We start from the raw sequence: 26,630 nt of genomic DNA, 5'->3' as shown, positions 1-26,630 counted from the left end.
CGGGACTCTAGGTTTCCGGCCATGACGACAGCTTCGAAGGCATTGGACGGGCAGGCGGCGCTCATCACGGGCGGCGGGAGTGGGATCGGTCTCGCGTGTGCCGAGTCCGTGGTGCGCGACGGCGCCTCGGTGACCATCGCCGGCCGGACCGAGGATCGGTTGCTCGGTGCCGTCGAGCATCTCCGGTCGATCGCTCCCGACGGGGTCGACGTCCGCCACGCCGTGTGCGACGTGAAGTCCGAGGACGACGTCGCCGCTGCGGTGGCGACCGCGACCGAGGCGACCGGCGCGCTCCAGCTCTGTGTGGCTGCCGCCGGCAACGGCACCCTGGCCCCGGTGGTGGCCATGCCGGCCGAGCAGTGGGACGACATCATCGGCATCAACCTGACCGGCGCGTTCTTCACCCTCAAGCACTCGGCGGCCGCGATGGTGCGCGCCGGGGGCGGCAGCTTCGTCGGCATCTCGTCGATCGCCGCCCCGCTCACCCACCGGTTCATGTCGGTGTACTGCGTGTCGAAGGCCGGCCTCGAGACGTTGATCAAGACCGCCGCCGACGAACTCGGCCACGCCGGTGTGCGGGTCAACGCGGTCCGTCCCGGTCTGGTGCCGACCGAGCTGGCGGCCTCTCTCGAAGCCGACCCCGACGTCAAGGCCGACTACCTGGCGCAGATGCCGTTGGGCCGGGTGGGCGAACCTGCCGACGTCGCCAACATCGTGCGGTTCCTCCTCGGTCCCGAGTCGTCGTGGATCACCGGCGAGGCCATCGGCGTCGACGGTGGTCACCACCTGCGCCGTGGCCCCGACGTCGAGCACTGGAGCCGGGCGCTCTACGGCGACGATGCCACCGACGGCCGCGTCTGACCCTCGAACGTCGCGACAAGACTTGAGTACAGGGTTGTCAACTTTTCTGGTGGTTGATAGAACAGGTCCTGTACCTGTTTCCCGCACCTGCGAGGAGGAACCCATGTTGCTGCGATTCGACCCCTTCCGTGAGCTCGACCGCCTGGCCGAGCAGACGACCGGCACCGCTCGGCGCTCCGTGATGGCGATGGATGCCGTCCGGTCCGGCGACGAGGTCACGGTGCACTTCGACCTCCCCGGTGTCGATCGGGACACGATCGAGGTCACGGTCGAGAAGAACCAACTGGTCGTGCGCGCCGAGCGTCGCTGGAACGGATCCGACGACGTCGACGTGCTCGCTTCGGAGCGTCCGCACGGGACGTTCACCCGCTCGCTGTTCCTCGGCGAGAACCTCGACACCGAGCGCATCGATGCCGACTACGTCGACGGCGTGCTCGTGCTCACGATCCCGGTCGCCGAGGTGGCCAAGCCCCGCAAGATCACCGTCGGGACCGGCCAGGCCGCGTTGGCCTCGTAGACCACGTCGCAGCAGCCGCGCTCGTCGCGGTCCTCCGCGCAGGGTCAACCCTGCTGGAGGGCCTCGGCGACGCGGCTGATGTAGTCGACGTGGGCGTCGGTCGAGTCGAGGCCGAGGCCCATCGTCACGACCGAGGTGTGGGTGCCTCCGGCGTCGGCCCAGGCCTGCATCTTGGCGACGAGGTCGGCGGGCCCCTTCTTCGACAGCATCATCGACTCGGCCCCGATCTCGTCGGCCCCGTTGCCCACCCGGCGACCGTGATCGGCGGCGAGTGAGCGGAGCTGCGTCAGGCCGTCGAGGACTGCCGTCGTCGACCCACCGAAGAGGAACCCGTCGCCGGTGCGAGCGCAACGACCGAAGGCCGCGTCGCCGAACCCACCGATCCAGATCTCGGGCAGCCGCGCCGGTCGAGGCGGGATGCCGGCACGACGCACGGTGTCGAACCGGCCGTCCTGGTCGATGGTCTTGTCGCGCCAGAGCCGTCGGAGCGTGTCGATCTGTTCGTCGAGGCGCTTGCCCCGCGTGTGGAAGTCCTGGCCGAGCGCCTCGTACTCGACCCAGTTCCAACCCACGCCGACGCCCATCCGGAAGCGGTCGTCGGAGAGGATCGCGAGGTCGGCGGCCTGACGGGCCACGAGCGCGGTCTGACGTTGGGGGAGGATGAGGACCGCGGTGCAGAAGCGGAGGCGCTCTGTTCGGCCGGCGAGGTACGAGAAGAGCATGAAGGGATCGTGGAAGGGGTCGTCCTCGTCGTAGGCACCCCACAGTTCGGGATCCCGGTCGGCGTGCTCGACGCCGAGCACGTGGTCGTACGCGTGCAGGTGGTCGAAGCCGAGGTCTTCCGCGGCGGCGCCGATGCGACGGACCGCGTCCGCGTCGCCCGCCCGCTCGATCTGGGGGAACACGACGCCGATCTCGAGGTCAGGGTGCAACATGTCGCCATCCTGACCGATTCTCGATTGCCATGGGCCCACCACCCACTGCGAACATGACCTCCGTGGGGCAGACGTTCGCAGAACCGGATCGGGCCAGGTTCATCGAGGTGAACCGGACACGTCTGCGCGCCTGGTGCTGGGGTGATCCGACGGCGCCACCGGTGTTGCTCGTCCACGGCGCGCACGACCACGGACGCATGTGGGACGACTTCGCACCGCGTTTCGCCTCGCTCGGCTTCCATGCCGTCGCCATCGACATCCGCGGGCACGGCGACAGCGGTCGTCTGAGCTCGGGGATGATGTGGACGGCGGCGACGCTCGACCTGTGCGAGGTGGCCCGGGTGTTGGCCGACGAGGCCGGGACGCCGGGCACGCCCATCGGCATGATCGGGCACTCGATGGGTGGCGGTCAGGCGCTCAGCGCGGCCGGCACGGCCCCGGATCGGTTCGCATGGGTGGTGAACCTCGACGGACTCGGTCCGCCCGCGGAGGCGTTCCCCGAGTTCGATCCGGTCGAGGGGACGACGGCGTCGCTCGACCAGATCGCCAAGGTGCTCGGCCGACCGCCGAGACTGTGGACGTCGCGTGCCGAGATGGCGGCGCGTCGCGGTGGCATCAACGTGCGTCTTCCCCAGCGATTCCTCGACCATCTCGTCGAACACGGCACCATCGAGGCCGAGGGCGGGTTCGTGTGGAAGGCCGACCCGCGCTTCAACCTCGGTGTGCCCGACGGGTTCTCGATCGAGATGATCCTGGCGGGATACCAGGACGTCACGGTGCCGGTGCTGGCGCTGATGTCGTCCGAGGACGACGCCTGGACCGAGCTGTCCGACGCCGAGGTCGAGCGCCGCATCGCCGCGTTGCCCGATGCGCGATGGCGGGCGGTTCCCGACGCCGGGCACTACGTCCACGTCGAGAACCCCGACTTCGTGCTCGCCGAGGTCGAGGCGTTCCTGGCCGACCTCGGGGTGGTCCGATGACCGATCTCCTCGTCGTCCACGACCTGGGTGCCGAAGGCGGTCGACCGTGGGCCGAAGCCTTCGCCGGGTGGGACGGGGCGGTCGCCGCACCGGACCTCCCCGGTCACGGTGCCGCGCCGCCCCCGGCCGGCGGCCACCACGAAGCCGGCGATGCGGTGTTCGCACTGGTCGACCACCTGTCACCCCCCGACGGCGGAGCGCCGATCGTGGTCGGCGTCGGTACGCACGGTTTCGTCGCCCGGACGTTCGCGCTCGGTGGCCGCGCTCGCGCCCTCGTGCTGGTGGACGGGCTCGGCGGGCCGTGGCTCGACGTCCTGGAACGCAACGCGGCGCTGCGCGATGCGCGCCGGGCGATCCTCGCCACTCCGGAGGCGCTGGCTCCGCATCGGCCGGGGACGACCGACGTGCGAGCAACCCTCGTCGCGGGGCCGATGGACCGTGACCACGAACTGCGGATGCTGGGGTCGATCCCCGTGCCGACCCTCGTCGTCGAGACACCGTCGTCGTCGACGCCGGACGCCGATGCCGACGCCGCCGTGATCCCGGATCACACGCTGGTGCGGGTGGCCGACTCGGCGGCGGCGACCGTCGCCGCAGCGGTCACCGAGTGGTGGGTCACCACCAGATCGACGGACGCTCCGGGCTGACCTGTTCCGGGGCGTGACGGGCGGTGCCGGTCGCGATTCGCATCGCCGACCACGCCAGCGCTGCGGCGTCGATCATGTCGTCAGCGGCGACGGCACCGGCCACGCCGGCCTCGGCATCGACGGAGAGACCGTGGTCGTCGAGCAGGCGGAGGCGGCTCGCCAGCCCCGTCCACGTCCGTTTCGCATGGCTCATCGGCCGGTCGCCGTTCATGGCCAGGAACGAGAGCTCGGGGAACGTCTCGTGGATCGGGAGATCGGTCGAGGCGGCAAACGCCTGGACCTCGCGGATCTTGGGCACCAGCATCCACGCCTGCTTCGAGATGCCGTTCCCGAGGTGCTCCTTCGACCAGGCGTTGGCCTCGGCGTAGTCGTCCACGGCGATGGCGCCGACCGCCGGCGGCGAGAACAGCGACGACCGGCGTGGCCCCAGCAGCGGGCGGACCTCGTCGTCGCAGGCCCGCCGCCCATCGCTCGTGAGGACGATCGGCATGTCGACGGCGACGACGGCCACCGACCCGGCCTGGGCGCAGAGGCCGCCGAGGGTCAGGTCGAACAGCGGCGTCGTCGTCGTGCCGTCCCAACGCACCCCGACCCATCCACCACGGGCGCCGTCGACACCCAGAACGATTGGCACCGAGCGGACCGTACCGGCACGACGTCCGCCGTTCAGCGACGGAGGTGTGCGGGTCGGCGGGACCGTCGTGCGGCGGCGAGGACGACCAGGAAGGCGCCACCCGTGAGCAGGAGCGCCCCGAGGAGCCAGAGCATGCTGATCTGGTCGCCCGATTCGGCGAGTCGGCCAGCCGTCCGCGTCGTCGACTGGTCGAGCACCTCGGTGTCGTCGTTCGGCGTGGTCGAGGTGGTCGAGGTGGTGGTGGGGCTCCCGTTGCCGGGGACCGCCCCGCCGTGGTCGTCGCCGGGTTCGTCGTCGTCGAGGATCCGCAGCACGGCGCTGCCGCCGTCGAGGCCGAAGTCGCCGGCGCTCTGGTCCTCGCCGTAGACGGGCAGGAGTTCGTCGTCCTCGTCGAGCAGGTCTTCGACGATCGGGATCATGGTCGACACCGAGGTCTCGCCCGCGGGGAGCGTCACGACCTCGTCGATCGGTTCGAAGTCGATGCCCGGTTCGGCCTCGGAGCCGAACACGCCGGAGTACAGCCGGAAGGTCACGTCCTCGAGCGGTGCGTACGACGCCTGGACCACGACCTCGATGTGGTTGTCGTCGCCCGGATCGCCCTCGGGGGTCTCGGCATCGACGATCTCGAGCTGCGGCCCGTCGCCGTCGAGGATGAACCCGTCGGCGGACGAGTTGTGGACCTCGTAGCCGGCGTCGTTGTCGACCTCGAGCACGAAGTTCTCGACGTCCTCGACACCGTCGTCGGCGGCGAGTCCGACGGGGACCATGTACTCGGTCATGCCGGGAGCGATGTCGTCGAACAGCACGGGTACGAAGTCGGCGCCATCGGTGTCCTCGTGGACGATCGAGGTGGTGATGTGCATGCCGACGGGAGCGGGCTCCGACAGGACCATGCGGAACGCCATCGAGCCGTCGGCTTCGTAGGCGGTGGCGTCGGAGACGGTGATGGTCGGCGGCGGCGGGGGAGGCGGCAGCTCGGACGGGTCCTGGAGCACGGGGCCGCCGGCCGACGCCGGCGTCGCGAGGAGGGCCATGGAGGCCGCGGCGGTCGCCGCGGCGGTGAGGAGACGGGTCGTGCGCATGGTGGGTCCTTTCGTCGGCCCCGCATCGGTGGTGCGGAGTCCGTTGGTGGTCCTGACCGTTGGCCGACGATCCGCTTACCGATGCGCTAGGACTTCCCCGACCGAGGGGGAGCGATGACCGACGTACAGGACCAGCTCGACGACGAGGCCGTGGGGCTCATGGCGTTCCAGGTCTGGAGCTACAAACAGGGCGAGCTGGTCTCGCTGTTGATCCACATCGGCGATCGGCTCGGTCTCTACGAGGCGATGGCCGGGGCCGGCCCGCTGTCTGCCGCCGAGTTGGCCGAGCGTGCGGGTGGCCTGTCCGAGCGGTGGGTGCGCGAGTGGGCGTCGTCGATGGTGGCGGCGAAGCTGATCGACCATCGGCCCGGGGCCGAAGGAGACGGGAACCGGTTCGAGTTGTCGCCGGCGGGACGGGCCGTGCTCGTCGACGAGGAGGCGTCGCTGTTCACGGCGGTCGGCGCGTTCAGCGGTCCCATGGATCCCGATCTCGTCGACGACCTCACGGAGTGTTTCCGTACCGGCATCGGCCTCCCGTACGACCGGCTGGGTCCGAGCGGAGCCCACCAGACCGAGCGCACGCTGGGGCCGTGGGCACGCCTTGCGCTCGTGCCGGTGATCATCCCGATGCTCGACGGGGTGGAGGCCCGGCTGCAGTCGGGCATCGACGTCGTCGACGTGGGTTGCGGTGCCGGCGTCGCGCTCGAGGCGCTGGCGTCGGCGTATCCCGCGTCGCGGTTCGTGGGCTACGACCCGTCACGCCACGCGATCGAGCGAGCCACCGCCAAGCTCGCCCACCTCGACAACGTGCAGTTGGTGCACGGTCGGGCCGAGGACCTCCCGGGCGCAGCGTCGTTCGACCTGGCCCTCACCTTCGACTGTCTCCACGACATGACCCGTCCCGACGACGCGCTCGCCGCCGTGCGGACCGCGTTGCGCGACGACGGCACGTTGCTGGTCAAGGAGATCCGCTGCGCCGACACCCTCGGAGAGAACATGCGGAACCCGATGCTGGCGATGATGTTCGGGTTCTCGATCACGTCGTGCATGTCGTCGGCCACGAGCGAGCCCGGCGGCATGGGTCTCGGCACGGTCGGCCTGCCCGAGTCGAAGCTCCGGGAGCTGTCGGAGGCCGCCGGCTTCACGTCGCTCACCCGTCACGACCCCGGCGAGTCGGCCAACGTCTACTACGAGGTCCGCCCATGACACACCCCACCACCCCCCGTTCTGGTGAACGCTCACGTCATCTGGTGGTGTCATCTGGTCACCAGAACGAGACCGGCTTGGTTCTGGTGAACGCTCGTGACACCTCGTGGTGTCGTGTGGTCACCAGAACGAATCGTGGGGCGGTGGAAGGGTGACGCCGGTGGAGGGGCAGGTGAGTCCGGGGAGTCGGGCGTACGAGGGGTTCGGAGGGCGGGTCGGGCGGACCGTCGCCGGCTCGGAGCCCGACCACCAGTCGCCGCCGATCGCGCCCGCCGGCGCCCCCAACGTCATCGTGATGCTCGTCGACGACCTGGGCTACTCCGACCTCGGCTGCTTCGGGTCGGAGATCGCCACACCGAACCTCGACGCGCTCGCCGAGCGGGGTCTTCGCTACACCAACTTCCACGTCACGCCGATGTGCTCGCCCACACGCGCCGCGCTGTTGACCGGCCTCAACTCGCACCTGGCCGGGGTGGGCCACGTCGCCCACTCCGACCCCGGGTATCCCGGCTACGCCATGGAGCTGACCGACCGAGCGGCCACGGCCGCCGAGGTGTTCCGCGACAACGGCTGGGACACCCTGATGGTCGGGAAGTGGCATCTCACGAAGGATTCGAACTGCTCCGACGCCGGTCCCCGGAACTCGTGGCCGTGCCAGAAGGGGTTCGATCGCTTCTACGGGATCCTCGACGGGTTCACGAACTTCCACCATCCGCACCGGCTGGTCCAGGACAACAGCCCGGTCGAGGTCGACACCTATCCCGAGGGCTACTACTTCACCGACGACCTCACCGACCGGGCCATCGACATGATCCGATCGACCAAGGCGTCGAACCCGGCCAAGCCGTTCTTCCTGTACTTCAGCCACGGCGCGGTGCACGCGCCCCTGCAGGCCAAGGCGGAAGACATCGCCCGGTACGCCGACCGCTACCACGGCGGGTGGGACCTCCTGCGACAGGAGCGCTTCGAGCGGATGCAGGCGTTGGGCATCGTCGGCGCCGACGTCGAGTGCGCGCCCCGCAACACCGAGCTGGGGTCCGATGTCGTCGCATGGGAAGACCTCAGCGACGAGGAGCGGCTGATCAACGCTCGCTACATGGCGGTGTACGCAGCGATGGTCGACAACGTCGACCAGAACTTCGGGCGTCTCGTCGACGAGCTCCGGGCGCTCGACCAACTCGACAACACGATCATCTTCTTCACCTCGGACAACGGCGCGTCCCGTGAGGGCGAGGTCGAGGGGACCACCGGGTACTACGTGCACCTGCTGGGCGAGACCGACACCGCCGCCGACCTCGCACGGGTCGACGAGATCGGCGGACCCACGACGATCCCGCACTACCCGCGTGGGTGGGCGATGGCGTGCAACACGCCGTTCCGGCTCTACAAGATCAACACCCACGCCGGCGGCCATCAGGTCTCGACGATGTTGTCGTGGCCGTCCCGTTTCGCAGGCGATGGCGAACTCCGCGATCAGTACCTGCACGTGACCGACGTGATGCCCACGCTCCTCGACCTGTGTGGTCTCGAGCAGCCCACCCATCGCGGTGACGCCGAGCTCCTGGCGCCGGCCGGAAGTTCGTTCGCCGCGACCATCGACGACGCCGACGTTCCTTCCGACCACACCGAGCAGTACTACGAGATGCTCGGCCACCGCGGCTTCTACCGCGACGGCATGGAGATCGTGTCGCTGCATCGGCCGCTCACCGAGTTCGGGGACCACGAGTTCGAGCTCTACGACCTCCGTTCCGACCCGACCGAACTGCACGACCTGGCAGCGGACGAGCCCGACCTCGTGGCCGAGCTGAGCGCGGCGTGGCGTCAGGCCGCGTGGGACAACCAGGTCTTCCCGCTCGACGAGGGGAGCGGCCTCAAGTTCCTCGATCGTCCCGAATGGATCGAGGCGGCGTTCGACGGCGACGTGGTGATCCGACCGGGCTCACCGACCCTCGAACGCTGGCGATCGCAGCGCCTCGTGCTCATCCGCTCGTTCGACCTCGAGATCCGGTGCTCGTTCGCTCCGGGCGACGAGGGGATCCTCGTGGCGCACGGCGACCAGGGCGGCGGGTATCTCGTGTGGATCGAGGGCGGCGCCGTGCGCATCGGACACAACGACGGTCGTGGACGGTTCTCGGAGACGCCCCCGTTCGCGTTGACGCCGGGCGATCACTGCGTCACCGCGCACTTCACGGCGCCGGGCGGCAACGTCTGGGACGTGGCGCTGTCGATCGACGGGTCGAGGATCGAAGGCATCACCGCGACGGGTTGGAGCGTCCTGTTCCCGATGGCGCCGTTCGAGGGGATCGACGTCGGGAGCGACCGACGCTCGCCGGTGTCGTGGCGTCTCTTCGAGGCCCACGGCTCGTACGCCTACACCGGGACGATCGAGTCGGCGACCTACCGGCCGGGCGAGTCGGCTCCCGATGCGCCGGCCAACCTCGTCGAGATGCTCCGGGAGATGGGCGCCGCCTACGAGTGACCCCCATTCTGGTGAACGATCGCGCCATCTGGTGGTCTCAATGGTTCACCAGAACGGCTCTGGGGGAGGGGGAGGGGGAGGGGCTCACGCGCGGGATCTGGGGGCGCGGGCCTTGCGCTTGCGGTAGGTCGCCCGGTCGTCCTTGAGGATGAACACGTCCTCGTCGGTGGGGATGCCCTCGCCGCGCAGTTCGCTGGTCTTGACCCGGTACCAGGTGGTGCGCGGGATGGTGTCGACGACCCGGACGTACTTGGGTCGGTCGGGTCGGGGGAGACCGGCGACGGCGTCGCGCAGGGCGGCGGGTGTGAGCGTCGCCCCGTCGCGCAGTTCGACCGCGACCATGACCGCGATCCCGTCCTTGTCCTCGACGCCGTACGCGACGCTCAGGTGCACGGCGTCGAGCGCGCCGACGGCGTCCTGCACCGGGATCGGTGGTGTGGCGCCGAGTGGCGTGCGGATCAGCGACTGGACACCCCCGACGAGCCAGTGGTCGCCGTCGGCGTCGACCGTGAACAGGTCGCCGGTGGCGAGCCAGGCGTCGCCGCCCTCGAAGAGCGCGCGGAGCGATCGGTCGGGGTACGCGCCGTCGCGGACGCTCAGCTTGGCGAGCAGCATGCCGACCTCGCCCGGGTTGCACTCGACGGCGAACCCGTCGGGACCCTCGACGAGGCGGCCGGCCTCGATGTCGTAGCGGGCGATCTTCAACTTGGCGCTGCCCGGCAGTTGGCGGCCCATCGAGCCGACCTTGTCGCCCCGGACGTTGACGAGGACCGCGTCGCCCTCGGTGGAGGCGTAGAACTCGAGCACCTTCGCCGGGGCGAAGCGGTCCTCGACCCGCTGCCACAGGCTCTTCGGCATGCCGGAGCCGATGAAGAGTCGGATGGGGTGATGGATGTCGCGGCCCGACGCCGGCGCCTCGAGCATGTCGGCGGCCATGGTCCACGTGTAGGTGACGGCGGTCGCGCCGTAGCGACGGACCTCGGACCAGAAGGTCTCGGCCTCGAACCCCGTGGTCATCGCCAACCGGGCTCGGCTGGCGAGCGCGGCCCCGATGCCGGTCAGGAGCGCGGACGGATGATGGATCGGCGTGAGGCTCAACACGGTGTCGGAGCGCGTCAGCGACGCCGACGCCGCGGTGCCGAAGGCCGACAATGCCCACCGACCGTTCGAGATGCGGTTGACCCTGGTGCTGTTCGCGTTGCCGGTGAAGAGGACGAACGCCAGGTCCTGCGCTCGGCCGGGGTTGGGCTCGTACCAGCCCGGCAGCGGCACGGCGTCGGGATCGATGGCCTCCATGTCGTCCACGGCGGACCCGAGATCGCGGGGACCGCCACCGCCACCGAGGATGTGGACCGGGATGTTCTGGATGGCCGCCGCCTGCTTGCCGTGTTCGGGGTCGGCGACGATCCTGGTGACCCGCCCCAACTCGACCTCGCGCTCGAGCCAGCCGTCGGGACGCAGGAGCACGGCGACTGCGCCGATCCGGTTGAGCGCCGCGACCACGCCGAGGGCGCTCGGACGGGTGTCCATGAGCACCCCGATGTGCGAGCCCCGCCGCACGCCGATCTTGATGAGGCCGCGGACCACGTTGTCGATGCGTTCGTTCGCCGCACGGTAGGTGTGCCCCCGGCCCTCGAACAGGAAGACGGTGTCGTCGGGAGCGGCGTGTGCCTGCTCGTCGATCACCGACGCGATGGAGATGCGAGACGTGGGCTTGACCTGGTCGATGCGGTTCAGCCGCATGAGCGAGCCCACGCTGTCGACGGCGAGGTTCCGGGCGGCCCGCAGGCCGACTCGGGTGCCGGTGGTCACCGCGCGACCCAGGCCTGCGGTGATGTTGGCGGCGAGGTTCACGGATCGCTCCAGGTCGCTCTTCGGTCTGTTCGTGGACGGCCGATCGGCATCGAGACGTTCGACCCCGGCCGGGGGCGTGCCGCCGTTGCTCTGCCAGAACGCCCAGTCGATGACGGTCGGCCACGTGACCTCGACCGACTGCGACCCCACGACGAGACCGAAGTGCCCGGCCTCGAGCGGGGTCTCGTACACGTCGGCGGCGGGTGCGGCGCCGGCCACGGCCAGGACCGACTCCTCGGGTGCGATCTCGTCCTTGCTCCCGACGAAACACAGGATCGGACAGTCGATGTCGGCGAGCGTCACCGGACGGCCGTCGATCACGAAGCCGCCGGAGATCATGCGGTTGGACACGATGAACTGCTTGACCAGCTCGGCCAGTGCCGGACCCGGCCATGCCACCCACCCCTCGTCCATGAGGAAGCGCCGTTGGCCCTCGCGGGGGAGCAGCGAGTCGCGATCGTGGAGTTGGGCGGCGAACTGGATCTGGTTCCGCACCGTGCCGATGGGGTCGAGCATCCGGAAGCCGGCCTTGCTGGCCCACGCCGGCACCGACACGTTGGGGAGGATGTGATCGGCCACGAAGTCGATGGCGTTGACGAGCAGTTCGTCGTCGAGGCCGAAGGGGACCTGGCTGTGCGTGTCGACCGGGCTGCCGTAGGTGACGATGCTGGCGAGGCCCTTGCCTCGGCGGTAGGCGGCGGCCTGGTAACAGAACATGCCGCCCTGGCTGTAGCCCGACAGGTGGACGTCGCCGCCGGTGATCTCGATCACCTCGTCGATGGCGGCGCTGAGCGCGATGACGTGGTCGGTGAGCGTCCGCTCGAGTCCGCCTTCCTCCTTCTCGGGAGCGCCGAAGTCGACGACCCACGGGTCGAGGCCGCCGTCGGCGAGTTGGCCGACCGCGCTCGACTGGGGCGACACGTCGTACACGTCGGCCGAGAGCATCATCGGGGGGACGAGGATGATGGGGGGACGGCGCTCGCCGCCGGCGTGGGCGTCCGGGTCGCCATAGCGTCGGAGTCGGTAGACGCGGTGCGACGAGACGACCTCGTAGGGCGTCGACTGCTCGCCGGTCTCGAGACCGCCGAAGCGAGCGACTTCGAGCGCGTTCTGCGCGGCCTGACCGAGTCGTACGATCGATCGGGTCAGTCCTCGCGGGGCGAGATCCACGGCGGCGTCCTCATGTTGTTTCCCTCAGCGGGAGCGAGGCTACCCGTCGCCGTCGCGGCGGTCCCCGACCGGGGACCCGTCGATCAGGGACAATGCCGGGGTGGAAGCACCCGACTGGGCGTCGTTCGGCCCGTACAGCGAGATCGGCACACCGACGACCTCGATCGTCAACCCCCAGGGCATCCACGTCGGGGTGTTCGTCAAGATCGGCGCCTACGCAGTGATCGAGGCGCTGGTGCCCGAGCGCGGCGTCACCGTCCGGATCGAGGACGGGGCCTACATCGGACACTTCACGCGCATCACTGCGGTGGGCGAGGTCGTGATCGGCGAGGAGGCGATGATCGCCGACCGCGTCTACATCTCCGACACGAACCACGTCTACGACGACGTCACCGTGCCCATCAAGCGGCAGGGCCTGCGCGACGGCCGTCGGGTGGAGATCTGCCGGGGTGCGTGGATCGGCATCGGGGCCGTCATCGTCGGCAACGTCCGCATCGGGGAGAACGCCGTGGTCGGCGCCAACGCCGTGGTCCGCGAAGACGTCCCCGACCGGACGGTGGTGGCAGGCAACCCGGCCCAGGTCGTGCGCCAACACGACGGCGAGCAGTGGCATTGGAGCCAGCCGCGCGGCCCGGCCTGACGTCGGCGAGGCCGACACGTGGGGGCGGCGGGGCTCGAACCCGCGCGCTTCGGCTTAAAAGGCCGCTGCTCTGCCAACTGAGCTACACCCCCTCGGGCGATCGGTCACGCTATCGAGTGAACGCTCGCCGTCAGATCTGACCGGGCACGGTCACCGCGTCGGCATCGACGAGGAGCACGTCCTCGCCGGCGCGGAACACCGACGGGCCGACCTCGAACCAGCGTCCGCCCAGGTTGGCGAGGCGACTCTCGCGCGAGACGCCGGCGATCTCCTCGAGGGTGTGGATCACGCCGCCGTGTGACACGACGAGGGCCGTGCCGTCCTCGCCGATCTCGGCGGCGATGCGGGCGAGCGCGCCCACCGCTCGCTCGGCGACCGACTCGTTGGTCTCGTAGTTGGCCGGTCGCCGCCCGTCGGCGAGGAACCCGGGGAACCGTTCTTCGATCTCGACGCGGGTCAGGCCCTGAAAGTCGCCGGCGAACCGCTCGGCGAGGTCGGGGTCGGTCACGACCGGGCCGATGCCCGACTCGTTGGCGATGATCGTCGCGGTGACCGAGGCTCGCTCGAGGTTCGAGGCGGCCACGAGGTCGAAGGTCCCCAGCGCTGCGGCGGCCATGTGGGCCTGGCGGACCCCGAGTGTCGACAGCGGCGGATCCTCGGTTCCCTGCCACCGGCCGTCGGCGTTCCACGTCGACTGGCCGTGGCGGATGACGAGGATGCGAGCGGTCACGGCCGACGACGGTATCGCCGTCGGTGGCCGCGGGTGGGGGCCCTTCCTCCCGCCTCGGTACGATTTCGGCCGATGCCGAGCCTCCGACTCTTCGCCGGTGCGCGCGAGGCCGCTGGGACCGACCGCGACATCATCGACGAATCGACGGTGGGCGCGGTCCTCGACGCCGCCGTCGCTCGGTTCGGTCCGGCGTTCTCCGACCTGCTCCCGACCTGCAAGGTGTGGGTCAACGGGGAGCCGGCCGAGCGCGCCGACGTGGTCGGACCCGACGACGAGGTCGCGGTCCTCCCTCCCGTCTCGGGCGGCGCCTGACCATGGCCACCACGGCGAAGTCCAAGAAGGCCGCGGCCCGGCAGGCGAAGCTGCGCGAGCGCTCCGGGAGCCGGTGGCGCGTCCACTACGACATCGACGGTCCGCGGGTCCGGCTCGGGATCCTGTGGTTCGCCGGAGCGGTCGTCGCGTTCATGGTCGGGTTCATCGGCGTCGTCGCCTACTTCGGGATCGCGTTCGCGGCCGCTTCGGCGCAGGCGCTGCGCACCTGGCGTGCCCGTGGACGCGAGGTCGACCCCACCTGGGCCCTGGGTGGCACGGCGGTCGTCGTCGCGCTCGCCGGCTTCGGCCCCCGCCTGATGGGTCTCGGCGTGCTCGCGCTCGCGGCGCTCGCCGTGGCCGTCTCGCTCCGGCAGGGTGAGGGCGACGATGCCAGCCCGAGCATCTCGATGGGCAACGTGGGGCTGGTGCTGCAGTGCGCGCTGCCCACGGCGGTGGCCGGTGGATCGTTGGTCCTGTTGGCCGAGCGCGAGATCTGGGCTGCCGTGGCCATCGTGTTCCTCGTCTCGGCCTACGAGTCCGGCGACTTCCTCGTCGGCTCGGGCGCGGCCAACAACGTCGAGGGTCCACTCGCCGGCGCAGCGGCCGTCCTCGTCATGTCGATGGCGATCGCTGCCGGTGGCTTCCCGCCCTTCGACGTCGGCGAGGCGATGATCTTCGGGCTGCTGGTCGCGCCGCTCGCGCTGGCCGGCCAGTACCTCGCGACGGCGATGCTCCCGCACTCCCGTGCCTTCGCTCCCGCGCTGCGTCGGGTCGATTCGCTGCTCCTCGCCGCGCCGGTCTGGTACTTCGCGATCGACGCGTTCGTCAGCTGACCCGAGCCCGTTCGGTGTCCGCCCGTCCCGGCGATGCGATACCGTTCGAACTGCGCCTGACGCGCCGCGTCCCGCAGGAGTGACCGTGACCGAGACCCTCGAAGACATCCTCGCCGACGACTACCTCGGCGACGTGGCAGCACTGCCGATGGAGCAGGTGCGTGCCCGGCGTGCGACCTGCAAGGAGATCGAGACCGGTCTGTCCTTCCTGCGGCGCCTCGTCCAGGGACGCCTCGACGTGGTGGCCGCCGAGCGGGCCCGACGCACCGAGGGCGGCGACGGTGACGACCTCGAAGACCTGATCGCCCGCCTCCCCCAACTGCTCGCCGGCAGCACGCGGAGCGAGGGGATGGGGCGACTCCCGTCCAGCCTCGGAACCGGTGTCGTCGACCACGAACTGCAGTACGAACTCGACGGTGTGATCTCGGACTCTCGCCTCGGCGAGCCCGGCAGCCTCACCGACACCGAACTCGAGACGGCGAGCCACGCCCTCGTGCAGTTCGAGCAGAAGGTCTCGGGCCTACGACGCACGCTCTTCGATCGCATCGATGCGCTCGAGGAAGAGCTCACCCGTCGGTACAAGTCCGGCGAGGCGTCGGTCGACAGCCTGCTCACCTGAGACGGCTCCGCAGTTCGGGCGAGGCAAAACCGGAAGCCAGGTGGTTGACTTGGGCGCCATGGAAGAGATGCCGCCAGCGATCCTCGTCGTCGACGACGAACCCGACGTCCGTTCGGTGATCCGGTCGGTGCTCGAAGCCGACGGCTACCAGGTGGTCGAAGCGTCCGACGGGCCGGCAGCGCTGACCCTGCTCCGCTCGGTCGGCGGTCCACGCGGTCCCCAGCTCGTGGTGCTCGACGTGATGATGCCGGGGATCGACGGCATCGAGGTCTGCCGCCAGATCCCGCACGGGCGGACCAAGGTGTTGATGCTGACCGCTCGTGACGACGCCGAGACCCGCGACGCCGCCATGGACGCGGGAGCCGACCGCTTCATGACCAAGCCCTTCTCGGCCGTCGACCTGCTCGACGCGACCCGGGAACTGCTCGCACCCGCGTCCTGATCCGGGGTGGCCGATCTCGATCCGTCGGACGACGACGGAGCCACGGACCGCTGGGGTGAGCTGGGGTCGTTCATCCGCGATCAGCGGCGGACGACCCACCTGTCGCTGCGCAAGCTCGCCGAGCTCGCGGGTGTGTCGAACCCCTACCTGAGCCAGATCGAGCGCGGCCTGCGGAAGCCGTCGGCCGAGATCCTGCAACAGATCGCTCGTGCCCTGTCGATCTCGGCCGAGTCGCTGTACGTGCGGGCCGGGATCCTCGAGGAGCGCGAGGGAATGGTCGACGTGGTGGGCGAGATCCGGCGCGACAGCGCGCTCTCGGCCGATCAGCGGCAGGCCCTGATCCGCATCTACCAGTCGTTCCGCGCCGAGGCCGGCGCACCGCTCGACGAGGTGGATTCGCCAGATCCGGAATCTTCCGACGATCCGGAGCGTTGACCGAGCCGTGCAACGTCTCGGAGTGCTCTCGCTCCACACCTCTCCGCTCGTCCAGCCGGGTTCCGGCGACGGCGGCGGCATGAACGTCTACGTCCGCGAGCTCGTGGGCGCCCTGGCCCAGGCCGGAGTCGACTGTCAGGTGTACACACGCCGGCACCATGCCGACCTCCCCGACGTCGTGGACATCGAACCCGGGTTCCGGGTGGTGCACATCGACGCCGGCGAGCCCGACCTCCCCAAGGAGTCCATGGTCGACGTCGTCGACGACTTCACCACCGGCGTGCTCCGTCACCTCGAGGACCACCCGGTCGACGCGGTCCACGCCAACTACTGGCTCTCGGGCGTCTCGGGCCACACGATCAAGCACCAGCTCGATCTCCCGCTGGTCTCGACGTTCCACACTCTGGGAGCCGTGAAGTCCCTCGCCGGCGACGTCGAGCCCGGACACCGGATCCGCGCCGAGCGCGAGATCATCGGCTGTTCCGACGCGATCCTCGCCAACGCCCCGGCCGAGGCACAGGAGTTGGTCGAGCACTACGACGCCGACGCCACCCGGATCGAGATCGTGCCTCCCGGTGTCGACCACGCCTTCTTCAGTCCTGGCGACCGAGCCGGCGCACGCTTCGCGCTCGACCTCGACCTCGGTGACCATCCGGTCCTCCTCTTCGTCGGCCGGATCCAGCCCCTGAAGGGCCTCGACGTCGCCGTCCGGGCACTCGCCGCCATGGAGCGCTCCGACGCCGTGCTCGTCGCCGTCGGCGGCACCAGCGGACCTGCGGGAGATGCACACCTCGCCGAGGTCACCGCACTCGCCCGCGAACTCGGGGTGCTCGACCGGATCCGCTTCGTCGCCGCGCAGCCCCATCATCTGCTGTCGACCTTCTACCGGGCCGCCGACCTCGTGCTGGTCCCCAGCCGGTCGGAGAGCTTCGGCCTCGTCGCCCTCGAGGCCGCGGCGTGCGGCACCCCGGTGGTGGCGACCGAAGTGGGCGGCCTCCGCACGCTGGTGCGCCACGGGTCGTCGGGCTTCCTGGTCGACGGCCGCGACGCCGACTGCTTCGCCACCCGGGCCGACGCCATCCTCGCCGACGCCGATCTGGCGGCGCACCTCGCCGCCGGCGGCGTGCGCGTCGCACGCGACTACACGTGGTCGACCACGGCGGCCCGGCTGCGGCGGGTCTACGACGACGTCGCCGCTCGCTCGCTCGTCCTCTGCCGCGCGGCCTGACCGCTCGTCCAGACTGGACCCGTGCAACACACGTCCAGCCCGGAAGAACTCGAAGCCCTCGTCGCCACCATCGAGGACTGGCTCGCCGAGCAGTTGGCCGAGAACCCGGTCGTCGTCGCCACCGAACGTGACGCCGACCCCGACGTGCTGCGCTGGTTCGTGCGCGTCACCGGCGAGGAGAAGGACGTCTTCTCGATCTGGCTGCACCTGCGCCAACGGACGCTCCACTACGAGACCTATGTGATGCCGGCGCCGGAGGAGAACCACGAGGCGTTCTACGCCCACCTCCTGCGGCGCAACACGCAGTTGATGGGTGCGGCGTTCGGGATCGGGGACGAGGAGGCGATCTTCCTCTCCGGGTCGCTCCCCAACGACGCCGTCGACGAGGGCGAACTCGACCGGATCCTGGGCTCGCTCTACGTGTGGGTCGAGCAGTTCTTCCGGCCGGCGCTGCGCATCGGCTTCGCCAGTCGATTCGCCGGCGACTGACGCCATCGACCGTTGACGTTTCATGTCCTTTCATGTCATTCTGACGATGCGGGTCGGCGCATGATCTGGTCGGGGAAGCCGGACGGGCGCCGGCCCGCCTTCGCGCCATGAGGCCGCCGAAGCTGCTGATCTTCGGCATCACCATCACCGGCATCCTCAACAACACCCTGATCGGGCCGTCGCTCCCCGACATCGTCGCCGACTTCGGCCGGTCGGACTCGAGCGCCGGACTGATCGTCGCCGCCGGGTCGCTGCCCGGGATCGTGGTGGCACCGGCGATCGGCCTCGCCGCCGACCGCTTCGGACGGCGCAACGTGCTGACGCCGTGCCTCCTCGCGTTCTCGGTCTTCGGCCTCTGTGCGGCCGCGGCGCCCACGTTCGAGTTGCTGGTGGTGGCCCGGCTCCTCCAGGGGTTCGGCACCGCAGGGCTGATCAACCTGGCCGTCGTCCTCATCAGCGACCACTGGGACGGCGTCGAACGAACAGCGCTCATCGGGCGCAACGCTGCCGTCCTGACCCTCGGCCTCGCCGTGGCGCCTCCGGTCGGCGGCGTGATCGCCGACCTGGCCGGGTGGCGGGCGTCGTTGCTGCTCTATGCGGTCGGACTCCCGGCGGCGGCCTCGGTCTGGCGACTGCTGCCCGAGGACCGTCCGGACGCCGCGTCGTCGATGGGCGACCAGCTGCGCGGCGCTCGGGTGGCGCTGCGGAACCCGGTGGTGCTCGCCACGTTGGGATCCGGCGTCCTGGTGTTCGTGATGATCTTCGGTGGCTTCCTCACCGCCTTCCCCGTGCACCTCGAGCAGGAGTTCGGTCTGGGAGCCGCAGCCCGTGGGGCGATGATCGCCGTGCCCGCGTTGTCGTCGTGCCTCATCGCCTTCAACCTCGGACGCATCCGCGAGCGCTACCCGCTCAAGGTGCTCCTGGTGATCGCCGGGTGCACCTACGTCGTGGCCTTCGCCGGCATCGCCGCCTCGGGCGTCCTGTCAGGCATCGTCCTCGCGGGCGTCATCTACGGGATCGGCGAGGGCGTGTTCATCCCGTCGCTCCAGGACGCTGTGGCCGAAGCGGCGCCGCCGGAGCAGCGCGGAGCGGTGTTCGCCGTCTGGGTCGGCGCGGCCCGTCTCGGCCAGACCCTCGGCCCGCTCCTGGTGGCCGGCGTCTTGACGTTCACCACGACGACGGGGGTGTTCGTGCTGGCCTCGGCGCTGGCCGTGGTGCTGTTGCTCGCGCAGGTCTTCGGTCCGATCGGACGAACCGCCGATCCGGCGGCGATCGGCGGTCGGTAACGTCCCCGCGATGAGCGAAGCGTCCGCAAGCACACCCGTCGACGTCCAGATCGTGGGGGGCGGGCGCATGGGCGAGGCCCTGTTGTCGGGGTTGCTGGCCGCCGATCCCTCGCGGCGGATCCGGGTCGTCGAGGCGCTGGCCGCCCGCGCCGATGAACTGCGGTCTGCGCATCCGTCGATCGAGGTCGCCGACGCGCCGGGTCCCGCCGCGGGAACGGTGCTGGCCGTCAAACCCCACCAGATCGTCGACGTGTGTGGGGCGGTCGCCGCTGCCGACGGGGGACGCGTGCTCTCGATCGCCGCCGGCGTGACCATCGCGACGATCGAGGACGCCCTCCCCGCGGGCACGCCGGTGGTGCGGGCCATGCCCAACACGCCCGCCCTGGTCGGGCAGGGCGCCGCGGCGATCGCGCCCGGGGCGAACGCCTCCGAGGCCGACGTCGACTGGGCCGAGGCGATCCTCGGCGCCGTCGGGTCGGTCGCACGCGTCCCCGAGCACCTGCTCGACGCGGTCACCGGGCTGTCGGGGTCGGGGCCGGCCTACGTGTTCGTGGTGCTCGACGCGCTGATCGAAGGCGGTGTGGCCGCGGGTCTCCCTCGGGAGACGGCCGAGTCGCTCGCCGGACAGACGCTGCTCGGGGCCGCCAGCCTCTACCTGGCCGGCGACAAGTCGCCGGGAGAACTCCGGGCCCAGGTCACCAGCCCCGGCGGCACCACGGCCGCGGGACTGCGGGTGCTCGAGCAGCGGGCGGTGCGGTCGGCGCTGATCGATGCCGTCATCGCCGCACGCGACCGCTCCATCGAGTTGAGCTAGTCACTCCTGCACCATCCACCACATCAGCCACTCGAGGTGCTAGTGGCCTCAGCGGCCACGGTGTCGTACAGTCCGCCCCGGAGAGAGAAGGGGTGTTCCATGGCTCATACGTTCCTCACGCCTCGTGAGGTCGCGGAATCACTGCGTGTGTCCGACATGACCGTCTACCGACTCATCAAGTCGGGCGAGCTGCGCGCACTGCGCATCGGCAAGTCGTACCGGATCAGCGCCGAGGACTTCGACGGCTACGTGGCCGACCGCTTCACGGAAGCGGGTTAGGACGGCGTAGCGTCGGGGGCGTGAACCTGCGTTACGACACCGTCTCGTTCCTGTCCGACTACGGGCGGACCGATGAGTTCGTGGGCGTGGTGCACTCGCTCATCCGTTCGACGGCTCCGGGCGTCGGCATCGTCGACATCAGCCACGACGTCCCCCGCCACGACGTGCGGGCCGGTGGACTGACGCTCGCCCGCAGTGCCCAGTACCTGTGCCCTGGCGTCGTGCTCGCCGTCGTCGACCCTGGTGTCGGAACGGCTCGTCGGGCGCTGGCCATCGAGGTCGGCGACGGCCAGTCGGTCCTGCTCGGACCGGACAACGGACTGCTGGCCCCCGCGGTGGCGATGGTCGGCGGCGCGACCCGTGCCGTGAGCCTCACCAACACCGAGTACCACCTCCCCGCTCCCGGCCCGACGTTCGACGGGCGCGACGTGTTCGCACCGGTCGCCGGCGCACTGTGCATGGGTGCCGACCTGGGCGACATGGGCGAGATCGTCGATCCCAACTCGCTGACGCCGGGGATCCTGCCGGTCGCCCGCGAGGACGACGGCGATCTCGTGGCCGAGGTCATGTGGGTCGATCACTTCGGCAACTGCCAGCTCAACCTCGACCCCGACGACCTCGACGGCTGGGGCGACACGCTCCAGGCGCAGATCGGTGCCGACCAGAGCGATGACGAATGGCGTCTGCTCCGCCGGGCCGACAACTTCGCCGGCATCGCCGACGGTCAGATCGGTCTGCTGATCGACAGCTACGGCGTGCTCGCCATCGCGCTCGACCGTCGGTCGGCCGAGGTCGAGCTCGGTGCCCGGACCGGCACGGAGATCCGTCTCCGCCGTCTCGACCAGGACGACCAGCCGACCCCGGGTGTCACGACCAGCGTCGAACTCGGCGCCCGACGAGGAGACGATTCATGAGGCCCGGAACCACCATCCTCCTCGGCATCTTGTTGCTGATGATCATCGGCGCCGCCTTCGTCCAGCTGGTCTTGATGACCTGACCGGTCAGACCGCCCCGTCAGACCGGCCCGTCAGATCTGGGCGACGAGGGCGTCGCGGGTGAACCGCTTGACGCCGCCGCGCAGCAGGAACAGCGCCACGATCCAGATCACCGCGCCGATCGCCAGCGCGATCGGTACGTCGACCAGCAGCAGTCCGGTCGACTGGCCGACGGCCAGGAAGATCAGCGGGAGGATCACGGCGCCACCGAGCTGGTTGGCCTCCTGTGACGTACCGGTGCGGGCCGAGACCCGGACCATGACCGACAGGCCGAGGGTCGCGACGGCAGGGGCGACCCACAGGATCATCACCATCCACAGTCGGGTGGGCACGAACACCCGGTGCATCACCGGCCACGCGATCGTGTTGGTCACGATCGCGAACGCGACGAACCCGATCCACGACACGGCGACGGCCGGGAGGAACGCGGTGAGGAACTTGGCGATGAAGAGGTCGCGGTCGCGGATCGGCGAGTGGAGCAGCGACTCGAGCGTCTTGCGCTCCTTCTCGCCGGCGAAGGCGTCGGCAGCGAGCACTGCCGAGACCATCAGCGGCACGATCAAGAACAACGGAGCGAGCAGATAGCCGTTGACGAGCACGATCAGCTGCTCGCGTTCGGGCAGTTCGAGGATGGGTCGCGCCAGGTCACCGGGAACCGACGACAGCAGTCGGTCGACGCCCACCCCTTCGGTCGCCCGTGCCGAGAGGCCGATGGCCGCAGGCAGGATGATCATGAGCAGCACGGGGACGGCGAGCATCGGGATGACCACCGACTTCGACCGTCGGACGGCACGCAGGTCCTTGGCCACGACGCTGCGGACGGCGATCCAGTCGGTGCTCATGCGCCTGCCTTCTCGGTTGCTCGACGGGCTTCGATCTCGAAGTACACGTCCTCGAGCGTCGGTGGTCGGGGGACGGCCGCGTACACGTCGATGCCCACGGCGACGAGTGCTCGGACCACTGCGGGGACGACGTCGCGGTCCGACACCCGCACGACCGCGCCGCGGGCGTTCGCATGGGAGCTCCGTACTCCGACGACGCCGTTCGCCGCGGCCAGCGCAGCCGCCGGCGCCGTCCCGCCGAGGTCGAGCTCGCAGTCCAGGCCGTCCCAGAGCTCGGCGGCCAGGTCGCTCGGTCGACCGAACGCCACCAACGTCCCGCGGTCGAGCACGGCCATGCGATCGGCGAGTCGACCGGCCTCACCGAGGAAGTGGGTGGCCAACACGATGGTCCGGCCGTGCTCCGAGGCGAGGGAGCCGATGAGGTCGACGACGTCGCGGGTCGCCGACGGGTCGAGGCCCGAGGTCGGCTCGTCGAGGAACAGCACCTCGGGGTCGTGCAGGAGCGCCCGCGCCAGTCCGAGTCGCTTGCGCTGCCCGGTCGAGGCGCCCCGGACCAGTTGATCGGCCCGGTCGGCCATGCCGAACCGTTCGAGCAGTTCGTCGATCCGCTTCTCGGTCGCCGGCCCGACCAGCCGGCGCACCATCGCGGCGTAGCGGAGGTTCTCGCGGGCGGACAGGCGATCGTCGAGGCCGGCGTGCTCGGTCAAGACCCCGGTCCGCGAGCGCAGCTCGTCACCCTGGGTCCTCGGGTCGAGGCCGAGGACCGTGGCCGAGCCCGCATCGGGGGTGAGGACGCCGTTGAGCAGCCGCACGGTGGTGGTCTTGCCGGCGCCGTTGGGACCGAGCAGGGCGAGCACCTCACCGGGGGCCACGTCGATGGTCAAGGAGTCGAGGCCGACGCCGCCGGGGAACCGCCGGCTCAAGCCGTCGGTGATGATCCCGCGCTCGCGGGTGGACTCGTGCACCGCACCAGTGTGCCGTGTCCAGCATCTGCGCCCGACGGCGGGTTCGTGCTCAACTGTGCGCGTCCGTGCCCGGGGAACCCACTGGAGAGCCCGTTTGAACCTCGCCGCCATCTGCGCCGACCATCCCGCTGACGCCGTCGCCCTGATCTCCCGGGGTCGTTCGACCACCTACGGCGAGTTGCGCGACCAGGTGGGCCGCCTGCGCGGTGGTCTGGTGGCCCATGGCGTGGAGCCTGGCGACCACGTGGCGATCATCGCGGCGAACAACTGGTACTTCGTGGCCAGCTACCTGGCCGTGCTCGGCGTCGGTGCCGTGGCGGTGCCGCTCAACCCGTCGAGCCCCGGACCCGAGCTGGTCCACGAGCTGGCGAGCATCGAGGCCTCGGCCGTCATCGTCGGCCCGACCGGTCGTCGGTCGTTCTCCGACATCGACCGGGTCCAGGTCCCGTCGCTGCGCCTGGTCGTCCGCGCGTCGGGCGAGGACACCGATGTCGCCGGATCGGTCGATCTCGACGAGCTCCTCGAGTCCGAGCCGGCGCCGATCGTCGATCGCGACCCGGACGACCTCGCCGTCCTCATGTTCACCAGCGGTACGGCGGGATTCCCGAAGGCCGCCATGCTCAGCCACGGCAACCTGCTCGCCAACCTCGAGCAGATGCAGGCGCAGCCGCACCGTTCGCAGACCGCGGACGACGTGGCGCTCGGCGTGCTCCCGTTCTTCCACATCTTCGGCCTCAACGTCGTGCTCGGCCTCGCGCTCCACTCCGGTGGGTCGATCCTCACGATCGAGCGTTTCGACCCCGAGTCGGCCCTCGAGGCGATCGCCAAGCACCGCGTGACGCTCATCGCCGGGGCCCCGGCCATGTGGTCGGGATGGGCACACCTCCCGGGCGCCGACGCCGACGCGTTCTCGACCATCCGCATCGCCGGGTCGGGTGCCGCCCGCCTCGACGACTCGGTCCGCACCACCGTGCGCGAACGCTTCGGCATCGAGATCTCCGAGGGCTACGGACTCACGGAGGCCTCGCCGGTCGTCACCAACTCGACCGGCATCCCGGCCCCGCCCGGGAGCATCGGCGCTCCGCTGCCCGGCGTCCGCATCCGTCTGATCGATGCCGACGGCCAGGACGTGCTCGTGGGCGACGCCGGCGAGATCCGCGTCCAGGGGCCCAACGTCTTCAAGGGGTACTGGCAGGACCCCGACGCCACCGCCAACGCATTGACCGCCGACGGCTGGCTCAAGACCGGTGACCTGGCGGTCGTCGACGACTCGGGGTTCCTCTTCCTCGTCGACCGGATGAAGGACCTGATCATCGTCTCGGGGTTCAACGTGTATCCGGGCGAGGTCGAGTCCGTGCTGTCCGATCACCCCGGGATCGCCCAGGCGGCCGTGGTCGGCGTGCAGCATCCCCACTCCGGAGAGGCCGTCAAGGCCTTCGTCGTGGTCGAGGACGGCGCGGCGGTCGAGGAGGACGACGTCATCGCCTTCTGCGAACAGCGACTCGCCCGGTACAAGTGCCCGCAGAAGATCATCTTCGTCGACGAGATCCCCCAGGGTCTGGGCGGCAAGGTGCTCAAGCGGGAGCTCCGTACCACCCGCTGACCCCGCGCGCGTTGCCCGCGGCGCGCACTTTGTGATCGATCGCGCGAGCGCCGGTACCCTCATCGGCGATGACCGATGGTGCGGACAAGGACCCGGGGAAGCGAATCCCCGACGCCACGGTCGCCCGTCTGCCGATCTACCTGCGCAGCCTGCTCGAACTCGGGGCCGACACGCTCACGGTCAGCTCTGAGCAGCTCGCCGATTCGGCCGGCGTCAACGCGGCCAAGGTGCGCAAGGACCTCTCGTACCTGGGCAGCTACGGAACCCGCGGCGTGGGCTACGACGTCGAGTACCTCCAGAACCAGATGCGCCGGGCGCTGGGGCTCACCCACGACTGGCCGGTCGTCATCGTCGGGATCGGCAACCTGGGCGCGGCGCTCGCCAACTACGGCGGCTTCGGCGACCGTGGCTACCCGGTGGCGGCCCTCGTCGACGCCGACCCTGCGGTCGTCGGGACCGAGTACGGCGGGCTGATCGTCCAGCCGGCGTCCTCGCTCGGCGACGTGGTCCGCGAGCACCAGATCGGCATCGGGGTCATCACGACGCCGGCCGCCGCTGCGCAGCCCGTCGCCGACGACCTGATCGAGGCCGGCGTGACGTCGATCCTCAACTTCGCCCCGACGGTCGTGAACGTGCCCGAGGGCGTGTCGCTCCGCAAGGTCGACCTCGCGGTCGAGATGCAGATCCTCAGCTTCTACCAACAGCGCCGCGAGGGCTGATCGCTCAGCAGCTCGCGGTCACGTAACAGGCGAGCGGTGGTTCTGCCGGCACCCGACCGGTCAGCAGGTGCGGCCCGACGTTGAGGCCGATCCGGAGTTCCTGGGTGGCGAAGTCGGCCGGCGTGACACCGGGCATCGTGCCCGGGAGACAGGGCTCGGGCACCACGACCCGGTCGAGATCGGCGGCCTCGCCGGGATGGGTGAACGCGTCGAGCGCGACGGCGTAGGCGGTCGGTGAGGCGATGATCGTCAGGTGTTCCGACAGGTCGGCGGCGCACAGGTCCTGGATCGCGACGTTGGTGACGTTCGGCCCCTCGGGGAGCACCGAGCGCGAGCCGTCGAGGTTGGGCGTGACGACCTCGTCGAATCGCGAGTAGATGACGGTGTAGGCGATGTCGTCGAAGGTCTGCTGGCCGGAGTTGAGGGCGGCCATGAAGTCCGACCCGACCGACTGCTGCCAGGCGGCGGGAACGCACGAGCCGACGAGGCACGGGCCGTTCGACACCAGCGTGCCCTTGTTGTTCAGCGGGGCCAGTCCGACGAGCGACGCGACCATCGGCCGGATGTCGGGCCAGAAGCGCAGCGCCCAGCGGGGGAGGGTCGAGGCGCCCTGGCTCCACCCGAACAGGATGACCTCGCGGCCGGTGGCCGCATGGATGGTGCGGACCGCGTCGACCACGTACTCGGCCGCCACCTGGATGTCGCCGTCGGTGTGGTTCGGCAACTGGACGGTGCAGTGGGGGATGCCCTCGGCGGTGAGTGCCTTCGCGTAGTTCCACGAGAACGACTCGTCGGGGTCGACGGTGGTGCCGGGGATCATCAACACGACCTCGCGGTCGACGTCGGCCAGTGCGGCGGGGCACCGCAGCGATGCGTCCAGGTCGGCTCGCGGGACGGCGAGTTCGGGGCCGGGGGCGTCGACCGGTGCGTAGTCCGGAGCGCTGTCGGCCCGGGCGATGCCGACGCCGACGGTCAGCAGTGAGAGGACGACGGCGGCGACGACGGAACGGCGGAGCATGCCCTCGAGGTTCGAC

26 protein-coding genes, 1 tRNA gene and 2 pseudogenes are annotated in these 26,630 nt (G+C 70.3%); 20 read left to right on the top strand and 9 right to left on the bottom strand.

Translation table 11 applies throughout. From position 1 onward, the window contains the following. Positions 1–21: 21 nt before the first annotated feature. Positions 22–861: an SDR family oxidoreductase gene (locus AB8619_RS16835; protein WP_436793785.1), complete on the top strand. Its 840-nt coding sequence runs from the start codon at positions 22–24 to the stop codon at positions 859–861. 103 nt (positions 862–964) lie between these two features. Then, positions 965–1,378, top strand: coding sequence for an Hsp20/alpha crystallin family protein (locus AB8619_RS16830; RefSeq protein WP_436793784.1), 414 nt, complete (start codon positions 965–967; stop codon positions 1,376–1,378). Between the two features lie 44 nt (positions 1,379–1,422). Here AB8619_RS16830 and AB8619_RS16825 read toward each other — a convergent pair whose 3' ends face one another. Then, entirely contained in the window at positions 1,423–2,313 is an 891-nt protein-coding gene (locus AB8619_RS16825) for an LLM class F420-dependent oxidoreductase (RefSeq protein ID WP_436793783.1), read from the bottom strand. A 53-nt stretch (positions 2,314–2,366) separates the two neighbouring features. Here AB8619_RS16825 and AB8619_RS16820 point away from each other — a divergent pair, with 53 nt between their 5' ends. Beyond that, positions 2,367–3,293 carry an alpha/beta fold hydrolase gene (locus tag AB8619_RS16820; RefSeq protein WP_436793782.1) on the top strand — a complete coding sequence of 309 codons (927 nt, stop codon included), beginning with the start codon at positions 2,367–2,369 and terminating at the stop codon, positions 3,291–3,293. After that, on the top strand, positions 3,290–3,940 hold the full coding sequence (locus AB8619_RS16815) for an alpha/beta fold hydrolase (protein ID WP_436793781.1): 651 nt from the start codon (positions 3,290–3,292) through the stop codon (positions 3,938–3,940). Before AB8619_RS16820 ends, AB8619_RS16815 begins: the two co-directional genes overlap by 4 nt. Here AB8619_RS16815 and AB8619_RS16810 read toward each other — a convergent pair. Continuing rightward, positions 3,909–4,574 carry a DUF429 domain-containing protein gene (locus AB8619_RS16810; RefSeq protein ID WP_436793780.1) on the bottom strand — a complete coding sequence of 222 codons (666 nt, stop codon included), beginning with the start codon at positions 4,572–4,574 and terminating at the stop codon, positions 3,909–3,911. The two genes, AB8619_RS16815 and AB8619_RS16810, sit on opposite strands and share 32 nt — an antisense overlap. A gap of 32 nt (positions 4,575–4,606) precedes the next feature. Next, complete coding sequence (locus AB8619_RS16805; protein WP_436793779.1) at positions 4,607–5,656, bottom strand: Calx-beta domain-containing protein; 1,050 nt, start codon at positions 5,654–5,656, stop codon at positions 4,607–4,609. 114 nt (positions 5,657–5,770) lie between these two features. On the opposite strand from AB8619_RS16805, the gene AB8619_RS16800 reads away from it, so the two are divergent. Then, on the top strand, positions 5,771–6,862 hold the full coding sequence (locus tag AB8619_RS16800; RefSeq protein ID WP_436793778.1) for a class I SAM-dependent methyltransferase: 1,092 nt from the start codon (positions 5,771–5,773) through the stop codon (positions 6,860–6,862). A gap of 160 nt (positions 6,863–7,022) precedes the next feature. Next, positions 7,023–9,341, top strand: coding sequence for an arylsulfatase (locus AB8619_RS16795; RefSeq protein WP_436793777.1), 2,319 nt, complete (start codon positions 7,023–7,025; stop codon positions 9,339–9,341). Positions 9,342–9,425: 84 nt separating this feature from the next. On the opposite strand, the gene AB8619_RS16790 is transcribed toward AB8619_RS16795, so the two are convergent. Further along, positions 9,426–12,365, bottom strand: a complete 2,940-nt coding sequence (locus tag AB8619_RS16790; RefSeq protein WP_436793776.1) for an AMP-binding protein — start codon at positions 12,363–12,365, stop codon at positions 9,426–9,428. Positions 12,366–12,465: 100 nt separating this feature from the next. On the opposite strand from AB8619_RS16790, the gene AB8619_RS16785 reads away from it, so the two are divergent. Beyond that, positions 12,466–13,005: an acyltransferase gene (locus AB8619_RS16785; protein ID WP_436793775.1), complete on the top strand. Its 540-nt coding sequence runs from the start codon at positions 12,466–12,468 to the stop codon at positions 13,003–13,005. A 19-nt stretch (positions 13,006–13,024) separates the two neighbouring features. Here AB8619_RS16785 and AB8619_RS16780 read toward each other — a convergent pair. Together AB8619_RS16780 and AB8619_RS16775 are read right to left on the bottom strand one after the other, a co-directional pair. Continuing rightward, positions 13,025–13,097: transfer RNA gene (locus tag AB8619_RS16780), tRNA-Lys, on the bottom strand. A gap of 38 nt (positions 13,098–13,135) precedes the next feature. Then, positions 13,136–13,735, bottom strand: coding sequence for a histidine phosphatase family protein (locus AB8619_RS16775; protein ID WP_436793774.1), 600 nt, complete (start codon positions 13,733–13,735; stop codon positions 13,136–13,138). Between the two features lie 72 nt (positions 13,736–13,807). Here AB8619_RS16775 and AB8619_RS16770 point away from each other — a divergent pair, with 72 nt between their 5' ends. The 11 genes from AB8619_RS16770 to AB8619_RS16720 all read left to right on the top strand — a co-directional run bounded on the left by AB8619_RS16770 (position 13,808) and on the right by AB8619_RS16720 (position 21,386). Then, a complete protein-coding gene (locus AB8619_RS16770) occupies positions 13,808–14,047 on the top strand; it encodes a MoaD/ThiS family protein (RefSeq protein WP_436793773.1) in 240 nt (79 codons plus the stop codon). Between the two features lie 2 nt (positions 14,048–14,049). Further along, the gene (locus AB8619_RS16765; protein WP_436793772.1) at positions 14,050–14,880 is read left to right on the top strand and encodes a hypothetical protein; all 831 of its coding nucleotides are present in this window, start codon (positions 14,050–14,052) and stop codon (positions 14,878–14,880) included. 85 nt (positions 14,881–14,965) lie between these two features. Beyond that, positions 14,966–15,499 carry an RsiG family protein gene (locus tag AB8619_RS16760; RefSeq protein ID WP_436793771.1) on the top strand — a complete coding sequence of 178 codons (534 nt, stop codon included), beginning with the start codon at positions 14,966–14,968 and terminating at the stop codon, positions 15,497–15,499. Positions 15,500–15,557: 58 nt separating this feature from the next. Next, positions 15,558–15,941 (top strand): response regulator transcription factor, encoded by a 384-nt coding sequence (locus tag AB8619_RS16755; protein WP_436793770.1) that lies wholly within the window; start codon positions 15,558–15,560, stop codon positions 15,939–15,941. A gap of 6 nt (positions 15,942–15,947) precedes the next feature. Further along, entirely contained in the window at positions 15,948–16,376 is a 429-nt protein-coding gene (locus tag AB8619_RS16750; RefSeq protein ID WP_436793769.1) for a helix-turn-helix domain-containing protein, read from the top strand. Positions 16,377–16,383: 7 nt separating this feature from the next. Beyond that, entirely contained in the window at positions 16,384–17,604 is a 1,221-nt protein-coding gene (locus tag AB8619_RS16745; protein ID WP_436793768.1) for a glycosyltransferase, read from the top strand. Between the two features lie 21 nt (positions 17,605–17,625). Then, entirely contained in the window at positions 17,626–18,093 is a 468-nt protein-coding gene (locus tag AB8619_RS16740; RefSeq protein WP_436793767.1) for a YbjN domain-containing protein, read from the top strand. 107 nt (positions 18,094–18,200) lie between these two features. Then, positions 18,201–19,379 carry an MFS transporter gene (locus AB8619_RS16735; RefSeq protein WP_436793766.1) on the top strand — a complete coding sequence of 393 codons (1,179 nt, stop codon included), beginning with the start codon at positions 18,201–18,203 and terminating at the stop codon, positions 19,377–19,379. Positions 19,380–19,389: 10 nt separating this feature from the next. Then, the gene (gene proC, locus AB8619_RS16730; RefSeq protein WP_436793765.1) at positions 19,390–20,193 is read left to right on the top strand and encodes a pyrroline-5-carboxylate reductase; all 804 of its coding nucleotides are present in this window, start codon (positions 19,390–19,392) and stop codon (positions 20,191–20,193) included. Between the two features lie 99 nt (positions 20,194–20,292). Beyond that, positions 20,293–20,472 (top strand): helix-turn-helix domain-containing protein, encoded by a 180-nt coding sequence (locus AB8619_RS16725; RefSeq protein ID WP_436793764.1) that lies wholly within the window; start codon positions 20,293–20,295, stop codon positions 20,470–20,472. Between the two features lie 20 nt (positions 20,473–20,492). Next, positions 20,493–21,386 (top strand): SAM hydrolase/SAM-dependent halogenase family protein, encoded by an 894-nt coding sequence (locus AB8619_RS16720; RefSeq protein ID WP_436793763.1) that lies wholly within the window; start codon positions 20,493–20,495, stop codon positions 21,384–21,386. A gap of 113 nt (positions 21,387–21,499) precedes the next feature. Here AB8619_RS16720 and AB8619_RS16715 read toward each other — a convergent pair whose 3' ends face one another. After that, positions 21,500–22,309: an ABC transporter permease subunit gene (locus tag AB8619_RS16715; RefSeq protein WP_436793762.1), complete on the bottom strand. Its 810-nt coding sequence runs from the start codon at positions 22,307–22,309 to the stop codon at positions 21,500–21,502. Continuing rightward, positions 22,306–23,205, bottom strand: a pseudogene (locus AB8619_RS16710) (ABC transporter ATP-binding protein); the annotation flags it as partial. The pseudogene AB8619_RS16710 and the gene AB8619_RS16715, both read right to left, overlap by 4 nt. A 163-nt stretch (positions 23,206–23,368) precedes the next feature. On the opposite strand from AB8619_RS16710, the gene AB8619_RS16705 reads away from it, so the two are divergent. Together AB8619_RS16705 and AB8619_RS16700 are read left to right on the top strand one after the other, a co-directional pair. After that, entirely contained in the window at positions 23,369–24,877 is a 1,509-nt protein-coding gene (locus tag AB8619_RS16705) for a long-chain-fatty-acid--CoA ligase (RefSeq protein ID WP_436793761.1), read from the top strand. Positions 24,878–24,945: 68 nt separating this feature from the next. Continuing rightward, positions 24,946–25,593 (top strand): annotated as a pseudogene (locus AB8619_RS16700) (redox-sensing transcriptional repressor Rex); the annotation flags it as partial. 7 nt (positions 25,594–25,600) lie between these two features. Here the strand turns inward: AB8619_RS16700 and AB8619_RS16695 are convergent. Beyond that, positions 25,601–26,614 carry an alpha/beta fold hydrolase gene (locus tag AB8619_RS16695; RefSeq protein ID WP_436793760.1) on the bottom strand — a complete coding sequence of 338 codons (1,014 nt, stop codon included), beginning with the start codon at positions 26,612–26,614 and terminating at the stop codon, positions 25,601–25,603. Positions 26,615–26,630: the final 16 nt, after the last annotated feature.

This window comes from Actinospongiicola halichondriae (assembly GCF_049103745.1).
GTDB lineage: Bacteria > Actinomycetota > Acidimicrobiia > Acidimicrobiales > Salinilacustritrichaceae > Salinilacustrithrix > Salinilacustrithrix halichondriae.
The sequence above is the reverse complement of the archived record's forward strand: the minus strand, read 5'-3'. Positions and strand labels throughout refer to the sequence as shown.